We start from the raw sequence: 16,256 nt of genomic DNA, 5'->3' as shown, positions 1-16,256 counted from the left end.
AGGCCCCTCCTTGCAAGGAGGGGCCTCTTCATGTGTGTGAGGTCAGCGCCAGCTGTGGGGCGCCCGGAAGCCGTTCTCGCGTTCCAGACGGCGCCAGCCCGCCCGCGCACGGCCGCCGTGGGCCGGCGCGGCGGCGGACGGCTGCGCGGCCGCCCGCGCCAGCAGGATCGCCGTGATCGCGGCGACCTCCTCCGGCCCGGCGTGGCCCTTCTCGACACGGATGTCAGGTGTGCTCATGGCTCTCAGTCTCCCTGGGAGAGATGTCCGCCGGGTTACTGCGGCGGGTTGCCGTGCTTACGGGACGGCAGGTCGGCGTGCTTGGTCTGCAGCATCGCCAGCGAACGGATCAGCACCTCACGCGTCTCGGCGGGGTCGATCACGTCGTCGACCAGACCGCGCTCGGCCGCGTAGTACGGGTGCATCAGCTCGGACTTGTACTCCTTGACCATGCGCGCCCGCATGGCGTCGGGGTCCTCGGCCTCGGCGATCTGGCGGCGGAAGATGACGTTGGCCGCGCCCTCCGCGCCCATCACGGCGATCTCGTTCGTCGGCCAGGCGTAGGTGAGGTCGGCGCCGATGGACTGGCTGTCCATGACGATGTAGGCACCGCCGTACGCCTTGCGCAGGATCAGCGAGATCCGCGGCACGGTGGCGTTGCAGTAGGCGTAGAGCAGCTTGGCGCCGTGGCGGATGATGCCGCCGTGCTCCTGGTCGACGCCCGGGAGGAAGCCGGGGACGTCCAGGAAGGTGAGGATCGGGATGTTGAAGGCGTCGCACATCTGGACGAAGCGGGCGGCCTTCTCGGACGCCTCGATGTCCAGCACGCCCGCCAGCGACTGCGGCTGGTTGGCGACGATGCCGACGACCTGACCGTCCATCCGGGCCAGGGCGCAGATGATGTTGCGCGCCCAGCGCTCGTGGACCTCCAGGTACTCGCCGTCGTCGACGATCTCCTCGATGACCTTGGCCATGTCGTACGGCCGGTTGCCGTCGGCGGGGACCAGGTCGAGGAGGACGTCGCCACGGCGGTCCGCGGCGTCGGAGCACTCCACGCGCGGCGGGTTCTCCCGGTTGTTCTGCGGCAGCAGGGACAGGAGGTAGCGCACCTCGTGGATGCACGTCTCCTCGTCGTCGTAGGCGAAGTGGCAGACGCCGGAGGTCTCGGCGTGCACGTCCGCGCCGCCGAGGCCGTTCTGGGTGATCTCCTCGCCGGTGACCGCCTTGACGACGTCCGGCCCGGTGATGAACATCTGCGAGGTGTCGCGGACCATGAACACGAAGTCCGTCAGGGCGGGGCTGTAGGCCGCGCCGCCCGCGCAGGGGCCGAGCATCACGCTGATCTGCGGGATGACGCCGGACGCCCTGGTGTTGCGCTGGAAGATGCCGCCGTAACCGGCGAGGGCCGAGACGCCCTCCTGGATGCGGGCGCCGGCGCCGTCGTTCAGCGACACCAGCGGCGCGCCGGCCGCGATGGCCATGTCCATGATCTTGTGGATCTTGGTGGCGTGGGCCTCGCCCAGCGCGCCGCCGAAGATCCGGAAGTCATGGGCGTAGACGAAGACCGTGCGGCCCTCGACGGTGCCCCAGCCGGTGATCACACCGTCCGTGTACGGCTTCTTCTCCTCGAGACCGAAGCCGGTGGCCCGGTGTCGGCGCAGCTGCTCGACCTCACGGAAGGACCCCGGGTCCAGCAGCAGTTCGATGCGCTCCCGCGCGGTCAGCTTGCCCTTGGCGTGCTGCGCCTGGGTCGCCTTCTCGCTCGGGCCGGCCAGTGCCTGGGCACGGATCTCGTGCAGTTCGGCCACGCGTCCGCGCGCGTCGGTCGGCTCACCCGGCGCCTCATCCAAAACGGTCATGTAGTGACCTTACGAAGCCCACCTGGAAATGCGAGCCGTCGACTCCTCACAGTCCTCGTGGCGTTTTCCTGGTACCCCTGAACAGAACCATGGCGACATGCAGCCGTTCCGACTGCTCAGAGGGCGTCCGGCTTGTAGGAGTCACACAAAGACGTCATCTGAGAGCCGCCTCACATTCACGGGGGTCACATGCACCCGTTCGGGTCGGTCCGCCCACCCGGAGCGTAGCGGTCGCGGTGGCCCGCTCGCGCCGGGGTCTCAGCCGAAGCGGTTCAGGAGCCTGCGGTAGAGGCCGGGGGTGAGGGCGCGCACCCGGGGCGGGAGGGCGAGCCAGGCGGGGACGCAGGTGTCGTCGCGGCCCTGGGAGACGGCGTTCCAGACGGCGGCCGCGACCCGGCCGGGCGAGGTGGGGCGCGGGTGGGAGCGTTGGTACGGCGTGCCGCGGCGGTCGAAGAAGCCCGTCTCGACGGGGCCGGGCACGACGAGCGTCACCCCCACGCCCGTATCGCGCAGTTCCTGCCGGAGCGCCTCGGCGAACGCGGCGAGCCCGGCCTTGGCCGCGGAGTACACCGCCTCCTCCCGTACGCCCACCGAGCCGGCCACCGAGCCGACGAGCACCACCCGGCCGCCGCCGGCCTCCACCATCGCGGGCAGCACCTCCCGTACGAGGTGCAGCGTCGCGTTGAGGTCCAGGAACAGCACCCGGTCGATGTCGGTGTGCGGCATCGTCAGGAACGGTCCCGCCCAGCCGATGCCCGCCCCGGCGACCAGCACGTCGACGCGTCCGGTCTCCCGCAGCGCGGCCTGTGCCAGCATCCTGGCCCCGTCCGGCGCGGCGAGGTCGGCGGGCAGCAGGACCGCCGAGGTTCCGGACGCCGTCTCCTCCAGCCGCCGCCGGTCCCGGCCGCTGAGCAGCAGGTGCCAGCCCCCGGCGGCGAAGCGCCGCGCGGTGGCCGCGCCGATGCCCGAGGAGGCGCCGGTGACGAGGGCGACGCGCCGCTCCGTGCGCGTCGGCGGCCCGTGGCCGCGCGCCGCCGACGGGGCGGAGGCGGCGGCACGGGCGACGCCGTGTGCGGGGTCCGCCGGGGGGTCGTAGGTGGAACCGGAGCCGGTGGTGGTCACGAGTCGGTCTCCCATGCGCTGTCGCTGCGGGTCCTCGTCATCCAGGACACCCCCACTCCGGTGCACCGCGCCAGCGCTGGAGCCCGTCCGCCCGGCCCGCTCCGGCCCCGCCGGCGGGCGGTGTCCGGGCCCTCGGGGGCCGCGGTGCGCCGCACCGCAGGACCACTCCTGCGGGCCGCGGGATGCGGCCAGGCGGGCGTACGGCGGGGACGCGGCGGCGTGTGCCGGGATACGAAGGGGAGACCCTTTCCGTACCCGGTCCGTTTCCGTACCCGGTCCGTCCGGCCCCGTGGCGAGGTCACCATGCGTCTGCTGCTCGTCCACCCCAGCGCCCTGATGTACTCCGAGATCTTCCTCCGCCTCGAACCGCTCGGCCTGGAGCGGGTGGCGGGCGCCGCCCGTGCGGCCAGTCACGAGGTCCGGGTCGTCGACCTCCAGGTGCTGGGCGTGAACCGGCTGCGCGACGAGGTGCGGTCCTTCCGTCCCGAGGCGCTCGGCATCTCGCTGAACTACCTGGCGAACATCCCCGAGGCGATCGCGCTGGCGACGCGGGTGAAGCGGGAGGTGCCGGGTTGCTTCGTGTTCCTCGGCGGGCACAGTGTCTCGTTCGTCGCCGAGGAGGTCATCGAGCAGGCGGCGGGCGCGGTCGACGCGGTGGTCCGCGGGGAGGGGGAGCCGGCGGTCGCGCCGCTGCTGGAGGCGGTGCGCGACGGCGGGGTGGAGGGCGTGCCGGGCGTCGTCACCGCGGCCGGGCGCGGGCCGGCGCCGCTGATGCTGCACGGCATCGACGGACCGCTCCCGGCCCGCGACCTGATGCGCGGCCGGCGCCGCTACTTCATCGGCGAGCTCGACCCGTGCGCGTCCGTCGAGTTCACCCGCGGCTGTCCCTGGGACTGCTCGTTCTGCTCGGCGTGGACGTTCTACGGCCGCAGCTACCGCAAGGCCTCGCCCGAGGCGGCGGCGGAGGAGCTGGCGAGGATCCGCGAGCCGAACGTGTTCGTCGTGGACGACGTGGCCTTCATCCGGCCCGAGCACGGGAACGCCATCGCCGCCGAGGTGGAGCGGCGCGGCATCCGCAAGAAGTACTACCTGGAGACCCGTGCCGACGTCCTGCTGCGCCACCCGGAGGTGTTCGAGCGGTGGGCGCGGCTGGGGCTGCGCTACATGTTCCTCGGCATGGAGGCGATCGACGCCGAGGGGCTCGACCTGTACCGCAAGCGGGTCAGCCCGGACGAGAACCTGAAGGCGCTGGAGACGGCCCGGCGGCTCGGCATCAGGGTCGCGATCAACCTGATCGTGGATCCGGCCTGGGACGAGGAACGCTTCCGGGTGGTGCGGGAGTTCGCGCTGGCCGTGCCGGAGATCGTGCACTTCACGGTGATGACGCCGTATCCGGGTACGGAGATCTGGCACACCGAGTCGCGCCGGCTCACCACCCGCGACTACCGCCTCTTCGACATCCAGCACGCGGTGGTGCCGACCACGCTGCCGCTGGAGCGCTTCTACGAGGAGCTGGTGCGGACCCAGGCGGTCATCAACCGCAAGCATCTGGGAATGCGCACGGCGTTCGGCGCGGCGCGCGTGCTCGCCCGCAACCTCGCGCACGGGCAGACGAACTTCGCCCGCATGCTGTGGAAGTTCAACCAGGTCTACAACCCGCGCCGGCAACTCGCCGACCACGCGCGGCCGGTGCGCCACGAACTGCCGCTCCCCCAGCGCCTCGACATCGGCGACCGGCGCGCGCTGTACGTCCACACCCGGGGGACGACGCGGGGCGCGCCGACCGGCCGGACCCCGGACTAGCCCGACCCCGGGGGCTCTTCCGCCATGGCGATCGCCGTCCTCGCCTCGCTCGCCGCCGGTGTGTGTTTCGCCGTCGCGGGGGTCATGCAGCAGTGGGTGGCGGCGGCACGGCCGGACGCGGAGGCGCTCACCGCGCGGCTGCTGGGGCGGCTGGCGCGGGATCCCCTGTGGCTGTGCGGGATCGGGCTGGCCGTGGTGGCGTACGGATTCCAGTCGCTGGCGCTGGCGTTCGGGCCGCTGAGTCTGGTGCAGCCGCTGATCGTCGCCGAGCTGGTCTTCGCGGTCCCGCTGTCGGCGCGGCTGTACCGGCTGCGGCTGGGTTGGTGGGAGTGGTCCGGCACGCTCGCGGTGGCGGCGGGGCTGGCGCTGGCGCTGCTCTCCGCCCGCCCCCACGGCGGCGACCCCCGGGCGGCCGGCCTGTTGCCCTGGCTGCTGGCCGTCGGCGCGGTCGCGGCCGTGGTGTGCGGTGCGCTCGCGGCCGCGCGGGTGCTGTCCGGCCCGCGGCGGGCCTCGGCGACGGCGCTCGCCGCGGGGGCGGTGATGGGCACCCAGTCCGTGCTGCTGGCCGCGACGGTGGACCGGCTCCGGCACGGGCTGCCCACGGCCCTGGCCGCCTGGCAGACCTACGCGCTCGTCGCCGCCAGCGTGGGCGGCCTGCTGCTCATCCAGAGCGCCTTCCAGCAGGGTCCGCTGGCCGCGAGCATGACGGTCCTGGACGCGACCGAGCCGGTGGTCGCGGTGGCCATGGGCACGCTCCTCTTCGACGAGACGATCCGCACGGGCTGGCCGGTCTCGGCGGCGACGCTGACGGGTCTGGCCCTGGTGGTGGCGGGCATCGCGGCCTTGGACACGTCACCGGTCATCGCGGCGTCACACGGGCGGCGGTAGCACCAAGGGGCGCGGGGCTGTGCCGGCACGCGGCTCCGCCGCGCGGGCGCGAAGGGGGTCCGGGGGCGGAGCCCCCAGGGACGGGAAGGGAAGGGGCGGCGGGGGCGAAGAAACCCGGCGGCGGACGCGCGGTCGCCCACGACGTGTGCCCGGGTGCCCCCGGGCGGGGTGGCTCAAGCGGTCCGGAAGCCGACGCGACGGGGCGTACGAGCGGCCGGACGGGTCCAGACCGGGAGGAGATCCTCCTCGAGCACACGGTCCCAGCCGGGATGGGCGGTCCTGGACGTCTCCGCGGCCCGACGCCGTACCGCCTCCCGTACGGCGGGCTGCCCGATCAGCGGATGCAGGGCGTCCGCCCAGGCCGACGGCGCGTCGGCCGGGACGACGACGCCGTCGAGCCCCGGCGCGGCCAGCCAGCGGGTGGTGCGCGCGCCCTCGGGCAGGACCACCGCCAGGCCGCACGCCATCGCCTCGGCGACGACGTTGCCACTGGTCTCCGTACGGGACGGGAAGGCGAAGACGTCGCAGCCGGCGTACACCCGTGCCAGCCGGTCCTGCGGGAGCGGCCCGAGCAGGGTGACGTCCCGGCCGAGCGCGCGGCGCACGGTGTCCTCCTCGGCGCCGGAACCCGCCATGACCAGGTGCGCGGCACCGCCCCGGGCGCGCAGCAGCCGGACGCTCTCGGTCAGCAGCGGCACGCCTTTGCTGGCGTCCAGCCGGCCGGCGAACAGCACCAGCGGGCGGTCGGCCGGGACGCCGTACGCGCGGGTCAGCCAGGCCCGTGCGGTGGGGTCGGGCCGGAAGAGTCCGTGGTCGACGCCCCGGCGCAGCAGGGCGACCCGGTGCGGGCCGAGGACGCGGGCGAGTTCCGCGCGGCCTTCCGGGGTCGGGACGAGCACGCGTTCGCAGGGGTCCAGCAGCCGGTCCCGGCGTCGGCGCAGCGCGCTCTCGGCCCGGTCCGCGAGCAGGTCCTCCGCCCCCGGATGACTCCCGGGCAGCCAGCGTTCGGCCAGGTAGCGGGCGTAGACGGAGGCCAGCAGCGGTACGTCGGTGTGCACGGAGCCGATGAGCCGGGGCCGTGGGGCGGACCGCCGGGCCGCGCGGCGGTGGAGCCGTACGGCGGTGGCGGCGAAGGCGAAGCTGTGCGTCAGGTGCCAGACGTCGTGGCGGGGCAGCAGGGCGGCGAGCCGCGGGTGGTACGGCGCGAGGTCGCAGACGTCCTCCGCGCGGTCGGCCGAGCGCGTCGCCGCCGAGCTGAGCACCGGCCGGAGCATGACGAACCGGACGTGCGGGGAGAGCGGCTCGACCCGCTCGCGTTCGCCGAGGAAGTAGACGGTCAGGTCGAGGGGTGTGCCGCCGGAGCCGTCGGGCAGGCGCTCCGGGAGGCGGGCGGCGCTCCGCGCGAAGTGCTCCCAGCACTTCACCTGGCCGCCCGACGTATCGTGCCGCACCAGCTCCACCAGGACCGCGACCGAGGACACGACCGGCGAGTACCACGCGTCGCGGCGGCCCAATCGCGCCATCTTCGTCAGACATGTTGAAAGTTCAAAGGAATGGGTCTACGGTGGAGCCCGTCGGATTAGTTGAACGTTAAACGTCATTCTCCGGGAGGACCACCATGGGCATCTTCAACCGCAAGGACAACGAGACCGCCACCGCGACCGCCGGCTCCACGGCGAGCCCGGACCTGGCCGCGCTGACCGGCGAGTACACGATCGACCCCGCGCACTCCACGTTCGGCTTCGTCGCCCGGCACGCCATGGTCACCAACGTCAAGGGCAGCTTCCAGGACTTCACCGGCACGCTGCACCTGGACGGCACCGACCCCTCCAAGTCCACGGCCACCATCGACGTGGTGATGGACAGCATCGAGACGGGCAACGCCGACCGTGACGGCCACCTGAAGAGCGCCGACTTCTTCAAGACGGACGAGTTCCCGACGATGACCTTCCGCACCACCGAGGCGGAGGCCCTCGGCGGCGACGACTACCGCATCACCGGTGACCTGACGATCCTGGGCACCACCCGGCCGCTCAGCATCGACCTGGAGTTCAACGGCGCCGCGAAGGACCCCTTCGGCAACGAGCGCGTCGGCTTCGAGGGCAAGGCGGAGATCCTGCGCTCCGAGTGGGGCCTGACCTGGAACGCGGCGCTGGAGACGGGCGGCGTCCTGGTCTCCGACAAGATCAAGCTGAACTTCGACATCTCGGCGATCAGGCAGGCGTGAGCCCCGCCGGCCCCTCGGGGCACCCGAGTTCACCACGGCAGCGGCCCGGAGCCCGACGAGGCGTCCGGGCCGCCGCCTTGCCGGACCAATCTCTCCGCACCCCGAACTCGCACCGACGGAGGGCGAAACCGCGCCTTCCGGCGGCCGGGACCTCCACGATGACGTGACCGATCCGGTGAGTCGAGGAGGAACGACTCGCCCTGTCGCCGCCGCCCGGAGACGACGGCCGTGGTCGCCTCCGGTCCCTCGTCGGCCACGAACGCGGTGAGTTCGCTCCGCTCCCCATCGAGGAAGTACGTCTCCCGGAATCACGCTTCCCCGACGGTCGGTGGCGCACTCGGTCACGGGGAAGGCGCATCATGGCCGGTATGACGGTCAGCAACGCGCTCTCACGGCCCGGGTGGGTCGTCGTCGCCGAGTACGAGAACCTGCCGGGTTGCCCTCGCCCCTGGGCGGCCGTGTGCGGTTGACTGCGTGAGCGGGGGATCGACTGGATGCCGTTCACCGCGGAGGAACTGCGGCTGGATCACGCGTGCGGGCCGGGTCGGGACGGGCGGTGGCGGGGGTGGATCACCGTGTCCGTCGACGCGGAGGCGCTGCGGCGGCTCGGGCTGGATCCCGGGCGGGCCGGCTCCGTCGTCCCGGGCGGCGCGTCGCCGCCCGGGTGGTGGCATGCCGCCGGGGAGCGGTACGCGGCGGAACGCGGGTGGCCGAGGCAGGGTCCCCCGGCCGGTCAGATGCCACCGCCGAAGTCCCCGCCGCCGCCTCCGAAGTCGCCTCCGCCGAAGCCGCCGCCCCCGCCGAAGTCGCCACCGAAGTCTCCGCCGTCGAAGTCCGCGCCCGAGACGTCGCCGCCCTCGTAGCCGCCGAAGTCGCCGTAACCGGCGCCGTAGTCGGCCGCGTAGGCGGGGCCGGCCATCATGCCGCCGAGCATGGTGCCGACGAGCAGGCCGGGCAGCAGTCCGCCGCCGAAGTAGCCGCCGGCCCAGGGGCCGTACGCGGGACCGGCGTCCCAGTAGGGCCGGCGCCCGTACTCGGTGTCGACCTCGCGGACGGCGGGATCGAGGCCGTCCGCCAGCCGGGCCCGGTCGGCCGCGCACACCGGGACCTCGCGCTCGGCGCCGCCCTGCGGCGTCCAGACGGCGTCGGCGACCGAGGGGCCGTGGCGCGGGTCGAAGAAGCAGGGCGGGCGGCGCTCCGGCAGCGGGCGTCCCTCCCGGCGCGCGGCGAGGGAGGCGAGGGAGAAGCGGCCGTCCTCCACGGCCTGGGTGACGGCCCGGACGTCCTCCGGTTTGCGGGCCGCGGCCATGAACGACTTGGACTTCTCGTAGGCGTCCAGCGCGTGCGCGTAGTCCGCGCGCATCGCGTCGTCCGCGCCGGGCTCGGCCGGGTGGAAGTCGAGGCGGTCGAGTTCCTCGCCGAACGCGGTGATGTCCTCGTCCACCACCACCCGCAGCTTCTCCAGCGCGGCCCGCTGCTCCTCCTCGTGGCGCCGCCGGTTGCGGCGGGACACGGCGTAGATGCCCGCGCCGCCGGCCGCCACCAGCGCTCCGACGGTGATCAGCCCGCCGACGGGGACGTCACCGCCGGACCCGTCGCTCCACGAGTTCGGCGCGGAGCCGCCGGTGCTGCGCAGCGCGCTGTCGACGAAGTCGTTCAGCTGGGCCTTGGCGTCACCGGCGCCCTGCACGGACGTCACCAGGTTCCGCACGCCCTGGCGGCTGAGCACGCTGCTGTCGGCGCGCGCGTCGAACTCGTCGCCGAGGCGGATGCCGTACAGACCGGTGACGCCGGTCTCGGTGCGCAGGTTCTGGAAGAGGTTCTGCGTCGGGTAGTCCGCCGGGAGGACCGCCACGAAGACCGGTTCGCCCGCGTCCTCGATCTTGTCGGCGAGGGCCTCGGCGTCGGACTCGGCCAGGACGTCCCGGGCCTCGGGGTCGACGTAGACGGGACTCTCGCGCAGCTCGCGGGCGATCTCCGAGAGGTCCGTGGCCGCCTGCGCCCCGGGCGCACCGGCCATCAGGACCGCCAGTACGGCGGCCACCGGCACGATCAGCAGGCGTACGAGGGTACGCAACGACGCGTCCTTCATATGTTCGAAGCTACCCGAATCCCGAAGAAAACGGACATCTGGACCGGCAGAGGTTTCCGGCGGCACCCCTGCCGGACCGGATACCTATGCGGCCGGTTCCACGCCGGCCCGCAGCAGCCCGTACGCGTAGGCGTCCTCCAGTGCCTGCCAGGACGCGGCGATGACGTTGTCGGCGACGCCCACCGTCGACCACTCCCCCGCCCCGTCGGACGTGGAGATCAGGACGCGGGTGGTGGACTGGGTGCCGTGCTTGCCCTCGAGGATGCGGACCTTGTAGTCGACCAGCTCCAGCTTGGCGAGCTGCGGGTAGATCTTCTCCAGGGCGACGCGCAGGGCGCGGTCCAGGGCGTTGACCGGGCCGTTGCCCTCCGCGGTGGCGACGATGCGCTCGCTCTTGGCCCACAGCTTGACCGTGGCCTCGTTGGCGTGGGTGCCGTCGGGGCGGTCCTCGACGATCGCGCGCCAGGACTCGACGTCGAAGTACTTCAGCGGCCCGCCCTCGGTCTCCGCGCGGAGCAGCAGCTCGAAGGAGGCGTCGGCCGCCTCGTACGTGTATCCCTTGAGTTCGCGCTCCTTGACCCGCTCGACGACCCGACCGACCAGTTCGCGGTCGCCGCCGAGGTCGATGCCGAGCTCCTTGCCCTTGAGCTCGATGGAGGCGCGCCCGGCCATGTCGGAGACCAGCATCCGCATGGTGTTGCCGACCTGCTCGGGGTCGATGTGCTGGTAGAGGTCCGGGTCGACCTTGATGGCGGAGGCGTGCAGTCCGGCCTTGTGCGCGAAGGCGGAGACACCGACGTACGGCTGGTGGGTGGACGGGGTGAGGTTGACGACCTCGGCGATGGCGTGCGAGATGCGGGTCATCTCGCGCAGCCGGCCGTCCGGGAGGACCTTCTTGCCGTACTTCAGCTCCAGGGCGGCCACGACCGGGAACAGGTTGGCGTTGCCGACCCGCTCGCCGTAGCCGTTGGCGGTGCACTGGACGTGGGTGGCGCCCGCGTCGACGGCGGCGAGGGTGTTGGCGACCGCGCAGCCGGTGTCGTCCTGGGCGTGGATGCCGAGCCGGGCGCCGGTGTCGGCGAGCACGGTGGAGACCACGGCCTGGATCTGCGCCGGGAGCATGCCGCCGTTGGTGTCGCACAGGACGACGACGTCGGCGCCGGCCTCGGAGGCGGCGCGGACCACCGCCTTCGCGTACTCGGGGTTGGCGCGGTAGCCGTCGAAGAAGTGCTCGCAGTCGACGAAGACCCGGCGGCCCTCCCCCTTGAGGAAGGACACCGTGTCGCGGACCATCTCCAGGTTCTCGTCGAGGGTGGTGCGCAGGGCGAGCTCGACATGGCGGTCGTGGGACTTCGCGACCAGCGTGATCACCTGTGCGCCGGAGTCGAGGAGCGCCCTGACCTGGGGGTCCTTCGCGGCGGTGGCGCCGGCGCGGCGGGTGGCGCCGAAGGCGACCAGCTGGGCGTGCCGGAACTCGATCTCCTGCTGGGCGCGGGCGAAGAACTCGGTGTCCCGCGGGTTCGCGCCGGGCCAGCCGCCCTCGATGAAGCCCACGCCGAACTCGTCCAGGTGCCGGGCGATGGCGAGCTTGTCGGCGACCGTGAGGTTGATGCCCTCGCGCTGGGCGCCGTCGCGCAGGGTGGTGTCGAAGACGTGGAACGAGTCGTCGGGCTCGCTGGTTGCGGTCATGGTCTGAAGGCTCCTGAGTTGATCTCGGTCTACCGGAATGACCGGTTCCACCGTTCCCCCATGGTCCCTCGCGCCCCGTTCCCGGCCGCGGGTGGGGCCAGGAAACAGAAAAACCTCTCGCGGGTGCGAGAGGTCTGCGCGCGGGTCGAGGACGACGGTGTCCGCCCGTACGGTGTCGTACGTGCGGTCACTGCGGACCGGCGCGCCTGCTGCCAATAATCGTGGCGAACGAGAGCACGGGGGCAGTCTGGCACAAGCCGCCCCCGCGCTCACGATCCGTCTCAGGATGCGGACGGTGCGTGGTCAGCGCAGGCGGCGGGCGAAGCCGTCGTGGTGGCCGTCGGTGTCGTCCGGGACGAGCTGGGCGGAGGCGCTGCCGAGGCCGATCCGCCGGGCGCCGGCGCCCAGCCAGGAGACCGTCACGGAGGCGTCCGTCACGGGCCCCGAGGTGACGGACTCGCTGACCAGCCGGGTGCCGCCGGTGCGCAGGTCGCGGAGGTAGACGTTGGAAGGACCGAGCCGTCCGTCCGCGAGACGCGGCTCCGCCCGGTAGGCCACGTACCGGCCGTCCGGGCTGAGCACGGGCTCCTGGGGCCGGTGCTCGCCGGCCGGGCCGGGGTCGATCCGCCGGGTGACGTCGTCACGCAGATCGCGGACGTACAGGTGGGTGTCGTCCCCGGGCTCCTCGCCCGGGACCAGGTCGTCGCCCCAGTACTGGAAGGCGACGGTACGGCCGTCGGCGGAGAGCGAGGCGGGCATGGCGTGCCGCTGGGCGGGGGTGCCGTCCGCGCGGACGTTGACCTGCTCCTCGGTGCCGGTGCGGCGGTCGTGCACCCAGGTGGCGCCGTACGAACTGCGCGGCACCGTCTGGGTGTACATCACGAAGGCGCCGTCGGCGCTGATGCCGTCCAGGCTCGTCCGGTCGGTCGGGCGGTTCCGGTTGCTGGTCCGCTCCACGGCGCCGGTGCGCCGGTCGAGGACGTACACGGCTCCGAAGAGGTCGCCGGGGGCGGCCTCCATCCGGTCGGCCTTGGCGCTGAAGGCGATGTGGCGGGCGTTCGCCGACATCACGGCGCCGCCCGCGTAGGCGGACCCTCCGTCGAGGCCGACGCTGATCCGCTCGGTACCGCCGGTGCGCCGGTCGTGCAGGTAGATGTCGTGGGCCCCGGCGTCCGCGGGCGGACCGTCCCAGTGCACCAGGTTCCGGGCCTGGGAGCGGAACAGGACGTACCGGCCGTCGGCGCTGATCCCCAGCGCGGACGAACCGCCGTCGGCCTGCGCGCCGTCCGGGCCGACGCTGACCCGCTCGACGGTCCCCTCGCGCAGGTCGCGCACGAAGACGTCCGTGTGCCCGTTGGTGTCGCCGGGCACCAGGTTGGACGCGTCCGCGCTGAAGGCCGCGAACCGGCCGTCGGCGCTCAGCCGGGGGCCGTAGGCGGGGCCGTCGCCCTGCTCCCCCGTCGCCGACAGCGTGACCCGCTCGGTGGCCGGCCCCGGCCCTGGTGCCGGGGCCGCCGAGGTCGCCGACAGCGCGACCATCGCCCCCGCGACCACCGCGACGGACGCCCCCCGCATGGCTCTGTGCATGGCTCTCCCCCAGTTTCCCCGTGTCCCCGTGTCCCCGTGGACGCCGCTCCCCCGGCCCCGCGCCGGGGGCTCCCCAGAGCCAACCGCACCGCCGGCCGGCCGGTCAATCCGCCGTTCTCAGTACAACCCGGACACGGGTTCGGGCGTCCGCGAGACGCTGAACCGCCTTGCGCCATCGGGCACTTGAGAGAAAGGGCCGCCCCCGACCGGAAGTCGGGGGCGGCCCTCACCCAGTGGGCGCGGACCCTCAGCCGAGCGGGTGCATCCAGCCGTGCTTGTCCTCGGCCGTGCCGCGCTGGATGTCGAGGAGGGCCTGGCGCAGGCGGAGGGTGACCTCGCCGGGCTCGCCGCCGCTCTGCCGCCACTCGGCGCCGGCCCGCTTCACCGTGCCGACCGGGGTGATGACGGCCGCCGTACCGCAGGCGAAGACCTCGGTGAGGGTGCCGTTCTCCGAGTCGCGCTGCCACTGCTCGACGGAGACGCGCTCCTCGACGGCCTCGTAGCCGAGGTCGCGGGCGACGCCCAGCAGGGAGTCACGGGTGACGCCCTCCAGGATGGAGCCGCTGAGGGTCGGGGTGACGATCCTGTCGCCGTAGACGAAGTACAGGTTCATGCCGCCGAGTTCCTCGACCCACCGGTGCTCGACCGCGTCGAGGTAGCAGACCTGGTCGCAGCCCTTGGTGGCGGCCTCGGCCTGGGCGAGCAGGGAGGCGGCGTAGTTGCCGCCGGTCTTGGCGTCGCCCATGCCGCCGGGGACGGCGCGGACGCGGTCCTCGGAGACCCAGATGGAGACCGGCTTCACGCCACCCGGGAAGTAGGCGCCGGCCGGGGAGGCGATGACCAGGAACAGGTACTCGTTGGCGGGCTTCACACCCAGCCCGACCTCGGTCGCGATCATGAACGGACGCAGGTAGAGGGACTCCTCGCCGCCGTGCGCCGGCACCCATGCCTTGTCCTGGGTGACGAGGGCGTCGCACGCCTCGATGAAGGTCTCGACCGGCAGTTCGGGCATCGCGAGACGCTTGGCGGAGCGCTGGAAGCGCTCGGCGTTCTTCTCGGGGCGGAAGGTGGCGACGGAACCGTCGGGCTGGCGGTAGGCCTTCAGGCCCTCGAAGATCTCCTGCGCGTAGTGCAGGACGGTGGTCGCGGGGTCGAGGGAGATCGGCGCGTACGGAACGAGCTGGCCGTCGTGCCAGCCGCGGCCCTCGGTCCACTTGATCGTCACCATGTGATCGGTGAAGTGGCGGCCGAACCCGGGGTTGGCCAGGATCGCCTCGCGCTCTGCGTCCGAGAGCGGGTGCGCCGAGGGCTTGAGCTCGATCGTGGGCGTCGTCATGAGTGGTTGTCCTTCACCGGTTGTAGTGACGGGCCGCGCACACGCCCGTACGGCCGGTGGCCAGTGCTAGGACGTCCGAGCATTCCCTCATTCCGCGGCTCCGCGTTCGATTATCGCCCGGGGGCGACGGCGGACGGAACAGGGTGGATGCGGCCCGGTGATCGATGGTGGCACCCGGCGGGGACAGGGGAAAGCCGCCGGGTGCGGATGCGACCCGGCGGCTTCGAGTGTTCTCGATGGAGCGCCGGGTCAGCCGGCTACTCGTGCGGCGAGCGCGTCGCCGATCTCCGAGGTGCTGCGGGCGGGCAGGCCGCCGCGCTCCGCGAGGTCGGCGGAGACGGCGTCCTCGATGCGGGCCGCCTCGGCGTCGTGGCCGAGGTGGCGCAGCAGGAGGGCGACGGACAGGACCGTGGCGCTGGGGTCGGCCTTGCCCTGGCCGGCGATGTCCGGGGCCGAGCCGTGCACGGGCTCGAACATGGACGGGTACGCGCGGTCCGGGTTGATGTTGCCGGAGGCCGCGACGCCGATGCCGCCGGAGACGGCCGCGGCGAGGTCGGTGATGATGTCGCCGAAGAGGTTGTCGGTGACGATGACGTCGAACCGGCCCGGGTCGGTGACCAGGTAGATCGTCGCGGCGTCGACGTGGATGTAGTCGGTGGTGACCTCGGGGTACTCCTCGGCCACCTTGTTGAAGACGTTCGTCCACAGGTGGCCGGCGAAGGTCAGCACGTTGTTCTTGTGGACCAGCGTGAGCTTCTTGCGCGGGCGGGCCTGGGCGCGGGCGAAGGCGTCGCGGACCACTCGCTCGACACCGAAGGCCGTGTTGACGGACACCTCGGTGGCGACCTCGTGCGGCGTGCCCTTGCGGATGGTGCCGCCGTTGCCCGTGTAGGGGCCCTCGGTGCCTTCGCGGACGACCACGAAGTCGATCTCGGGCTGCCCGGCGAGCGGCGTGGCGACACCCGGGAGGAGCTTGCTCGGCCGCAGGTTGACGTGGTGGTCGAAGGCGAAGCGGAGCTTGAGCAGGAAGCCGCGCTCGAGGACGCCGGAGGGGACCGACGGGTCGCCGATGGCGCCGAGCAGGATGGCGTCGTGCCGCTTCAGCTCGTCGAGGTCGGCGTCGGTGAGGGTCTCACCGGTGGCGTGGTAGCGCTTGGCGCCGAAGTCGTACTCCTTGGTCTCCAGCTTCACATCCTGCGGAAGGACGGCGGAGAGGACCTTCAGGCCTTCGGCCACGACCTCCTGGCCGATGCCGTCACCGGGGATCACTGCGAGATTGAGGCTGCGAGACATGCGGGCACCTTACTCCTCGTCCCACGGGATGACATGCGGCGTCCGGCATACGGACGTCGTCGGCGTGTCAGTGGCCGGTCGAGCCGCCGTTGTCCCTGCGGTCGAGGGCGCGCTGGAGCGCCGCGGCGGCGTTCTTGCGGTCGGATTCACTGGTGCGGGAGGTGTGACGGACGCGGCGGCGGACGGTCGTCTCGGCCATGGGTCATCGACTCCTTCGGCGTACGTGGAGTGCGGAAAGGGGTTGCGAGACGCCGAGTGGGGCGGGGAGCGGCGGGCCGCAGGGGTTGCCTGCGCGGGGCCCGGCTCACGACCGCCGTTCGCTTGATCGAGCGAGTCGTTCGGCTCCTACAAAACTAGAGGAGC

The 16,256-nt window shown here is 72.8% G+C and carries 13 protein-coding genes; 3 read left to right on the top strand and 10 right to left on the bottom strand.

Annotated elements, in window-relative coordinates:
* Positions 1 to 42 precede the first annotated feature (42 nt).
* The 3 genes from KUM38_RS18960 to KUM38_RS18950 form a co-directional block, all read right to left on the bottom strand.
* On the bottom strand, positions 43 to 237 hold the full coding sequence (locus KUM38_RS18960; protein WP_217130593.1) for an acyl-CoA carboxylase subunit epsilon: 195 nt from the start codon (positions 235 to 237) through the stop codon (positions 43 to 45).
* A 35-nt stretch (positions 238 to 272) separates the two neighbouring features.
* Entirely contained in the window at positions 273 to 1,856 is a 1,584-nt protein-coding gene (locus tag KUM38_RS18955; RefSeq protein WP_217130592.1) for an acyl-CoA carboxylase subunit beta, read from the bottom strand.
* A gap of 258 nt (positions 1,857 to 2,114) precedes the next feature.
* Positions 2,115 to 2,978, bottom strand: coding sequence for an SDR family oxidoreductase (locus KUM38_RS18950; RefSeq protein WP_217130625.1), 864 nt, complete (start codon positions 2,976 to 2,978; stop codon positions 2,115 to 2,117).
* Positions 2,979 to 3,281: 303 nt separating this feature from the next.
* On the opposite strand from KUM38_RS18950, the gene hpnR reads away from it, so the two are divergent.
* Complete coding sequence (gene hpnR / locus KUM38_RS18945) at positions 3,282 to 4,781, top strand: hopanoid C-3 methylase HpnR (RefSeq protein ID WP_217130591.1); 1,500 nt, start codon at positions 3,282 to 3,284, stop codon at positions 4,779 to 4,781.
* 24 nt (positions 4,782 to 4,805) lie between these two features.
* The gene (locus KUM38_RS18940) at positions 4,806 to 5,669 is read left to right on the top strand and encodes a DMT family transporter (protein WP_217130590.1); all 864 of its coding nucleotides are present in this window, start codon (positions 4,806 to 4,808) and stop codon (positions 5,667 to 5,669) included.
* 173 nt (positions 5,670 to 5,842) lie between these two features.
* On the opposite strand, the gene KUM38_RS18935 is transcribed toward KUM38_RS18940, so the two are convergent.
* Positions 5,843 to 7,150, bottom strand: coding sequence for a glycosyltransferase (locus KUM38_RS18935; RefSeq protein ID WP_217130589.1), 1,308 nt, complete (start codon positions 7,148 to 7,150; stop codon positions 5,843 to 5,845).
* A 137-nt stretch (positions 7,151 to 7,287) separates the two neighbouring features.
* Between KUM38_RS18935 and KUM38_RS18930 the strand changes: the two genes are divergently transcribed.
* Complete coding sequence (locus KUM38_RS18930) at positions 7,288 to 7,896, top strand: YceI family protein (protein ID WP_217130588.1); 609 nt, start codon at positions 7,288 to 7,290, stop codon at positions 7,894 to 7,896.
* Between the two features lie 733 nt (positions 7,897 to 8,629).
* Here KUM38_RS18930 and KUM38_RS18925 read toward each other — a convergent pair.
* The 6 genes from KUM38_RS18925 to KUM38_RS42935 form a co-directional block, all read right to left on the bottom strand.
* Positions 8,630 to 9,988, bottom strand: coding sequence for a hypothetical protein (locus KUM38_RS18925; RefSeq protein WP_217130587.1), 1,359 nt, complete (start codon positions 9,986 to 9,988; stop codon positions 8,630 to 8,632).
* 84 nt (positions 9,989 to 10,072) lie between these two features.
* Positions 10,073 to 11,677, bottom strand: a complete 1,605-nt coding sequence (gene cimA / locus KUM38_RS18920; RefSeq protein WP_217130586.1) for a citramalate synthase — start codon at positions 11,675 to 11,677, stop codon at positions 10,073 to 10,075.
* A 303-nt stretch (positions 11,678 to 11,980) separates the two neighbouring features.
* A complete protein-coding gene (locus tag KUM38_RS18915) occupies positions 11,981 to 13,264 on the bottom strand; it encodes a hypothetical protein (RefSeq protein WP_217130585.1) in 1,284 nt (427 codons plus the stop codon).
* Between the two features lie 247 nt (positions 13,265 to 13,511).
* Positions 13,512 to 14,600 (bottom strand): branched-chain amino acid aminotransferase, encoded by a 1,089-nt coding sequence (locus tag KUM38_RS18910; RefSeq protein ID WP_217130584.1) that lies wholly within the window; start codon positions 14,598 to 14,600, stop codon positions 13,512 to 13,514.
* Positions 14,601 to 14,849: 249 nt separating this feature from the next.
* Positions 14,850 to 15,893 carry a 3-isopropylmalate dehydrogenase gene (locus KUM38_RS18905; RefSeq protein ID WP_217130583.1) on the bottom strand — a complete coding sequence of 348 codons (1,044 nt, stop codon included), beginning with the start codon at positions 15,891 to 15,893 and terminating at the stop codon, positions 14,850 to 14,852.
* A 67-nt stretch (positions 15,894 to 15,960) separates the two neighbouring features.
* Positions 15,961 to 16,092, bottom strand: a complete 132-nt coding sequence (locus tag KUM38_RS42935) for a hypothetical protein (protein ID WP_106982032.1) — start codon at positions 16,090 to 16,092, stop codon at positions 15,961 to 15,963.
* Positions 16,093 to 16,256 lie beyond the last annotated feature (164 nt).

The organism is Streptomyces sp. AC558_RSS880, assembly GCF_019049255.1.
In the GTDB taxonomy this organism is placed as follows: Bacteria; Actinomycetota; Actinomycetes; order Streptomycetales; family Streptomycetaceae; genus Streptomyces.
Note: the sequence above shows the minus strand (reverse complement) of the source record. Positions and strands in the feature narration are given on the sequence as shown.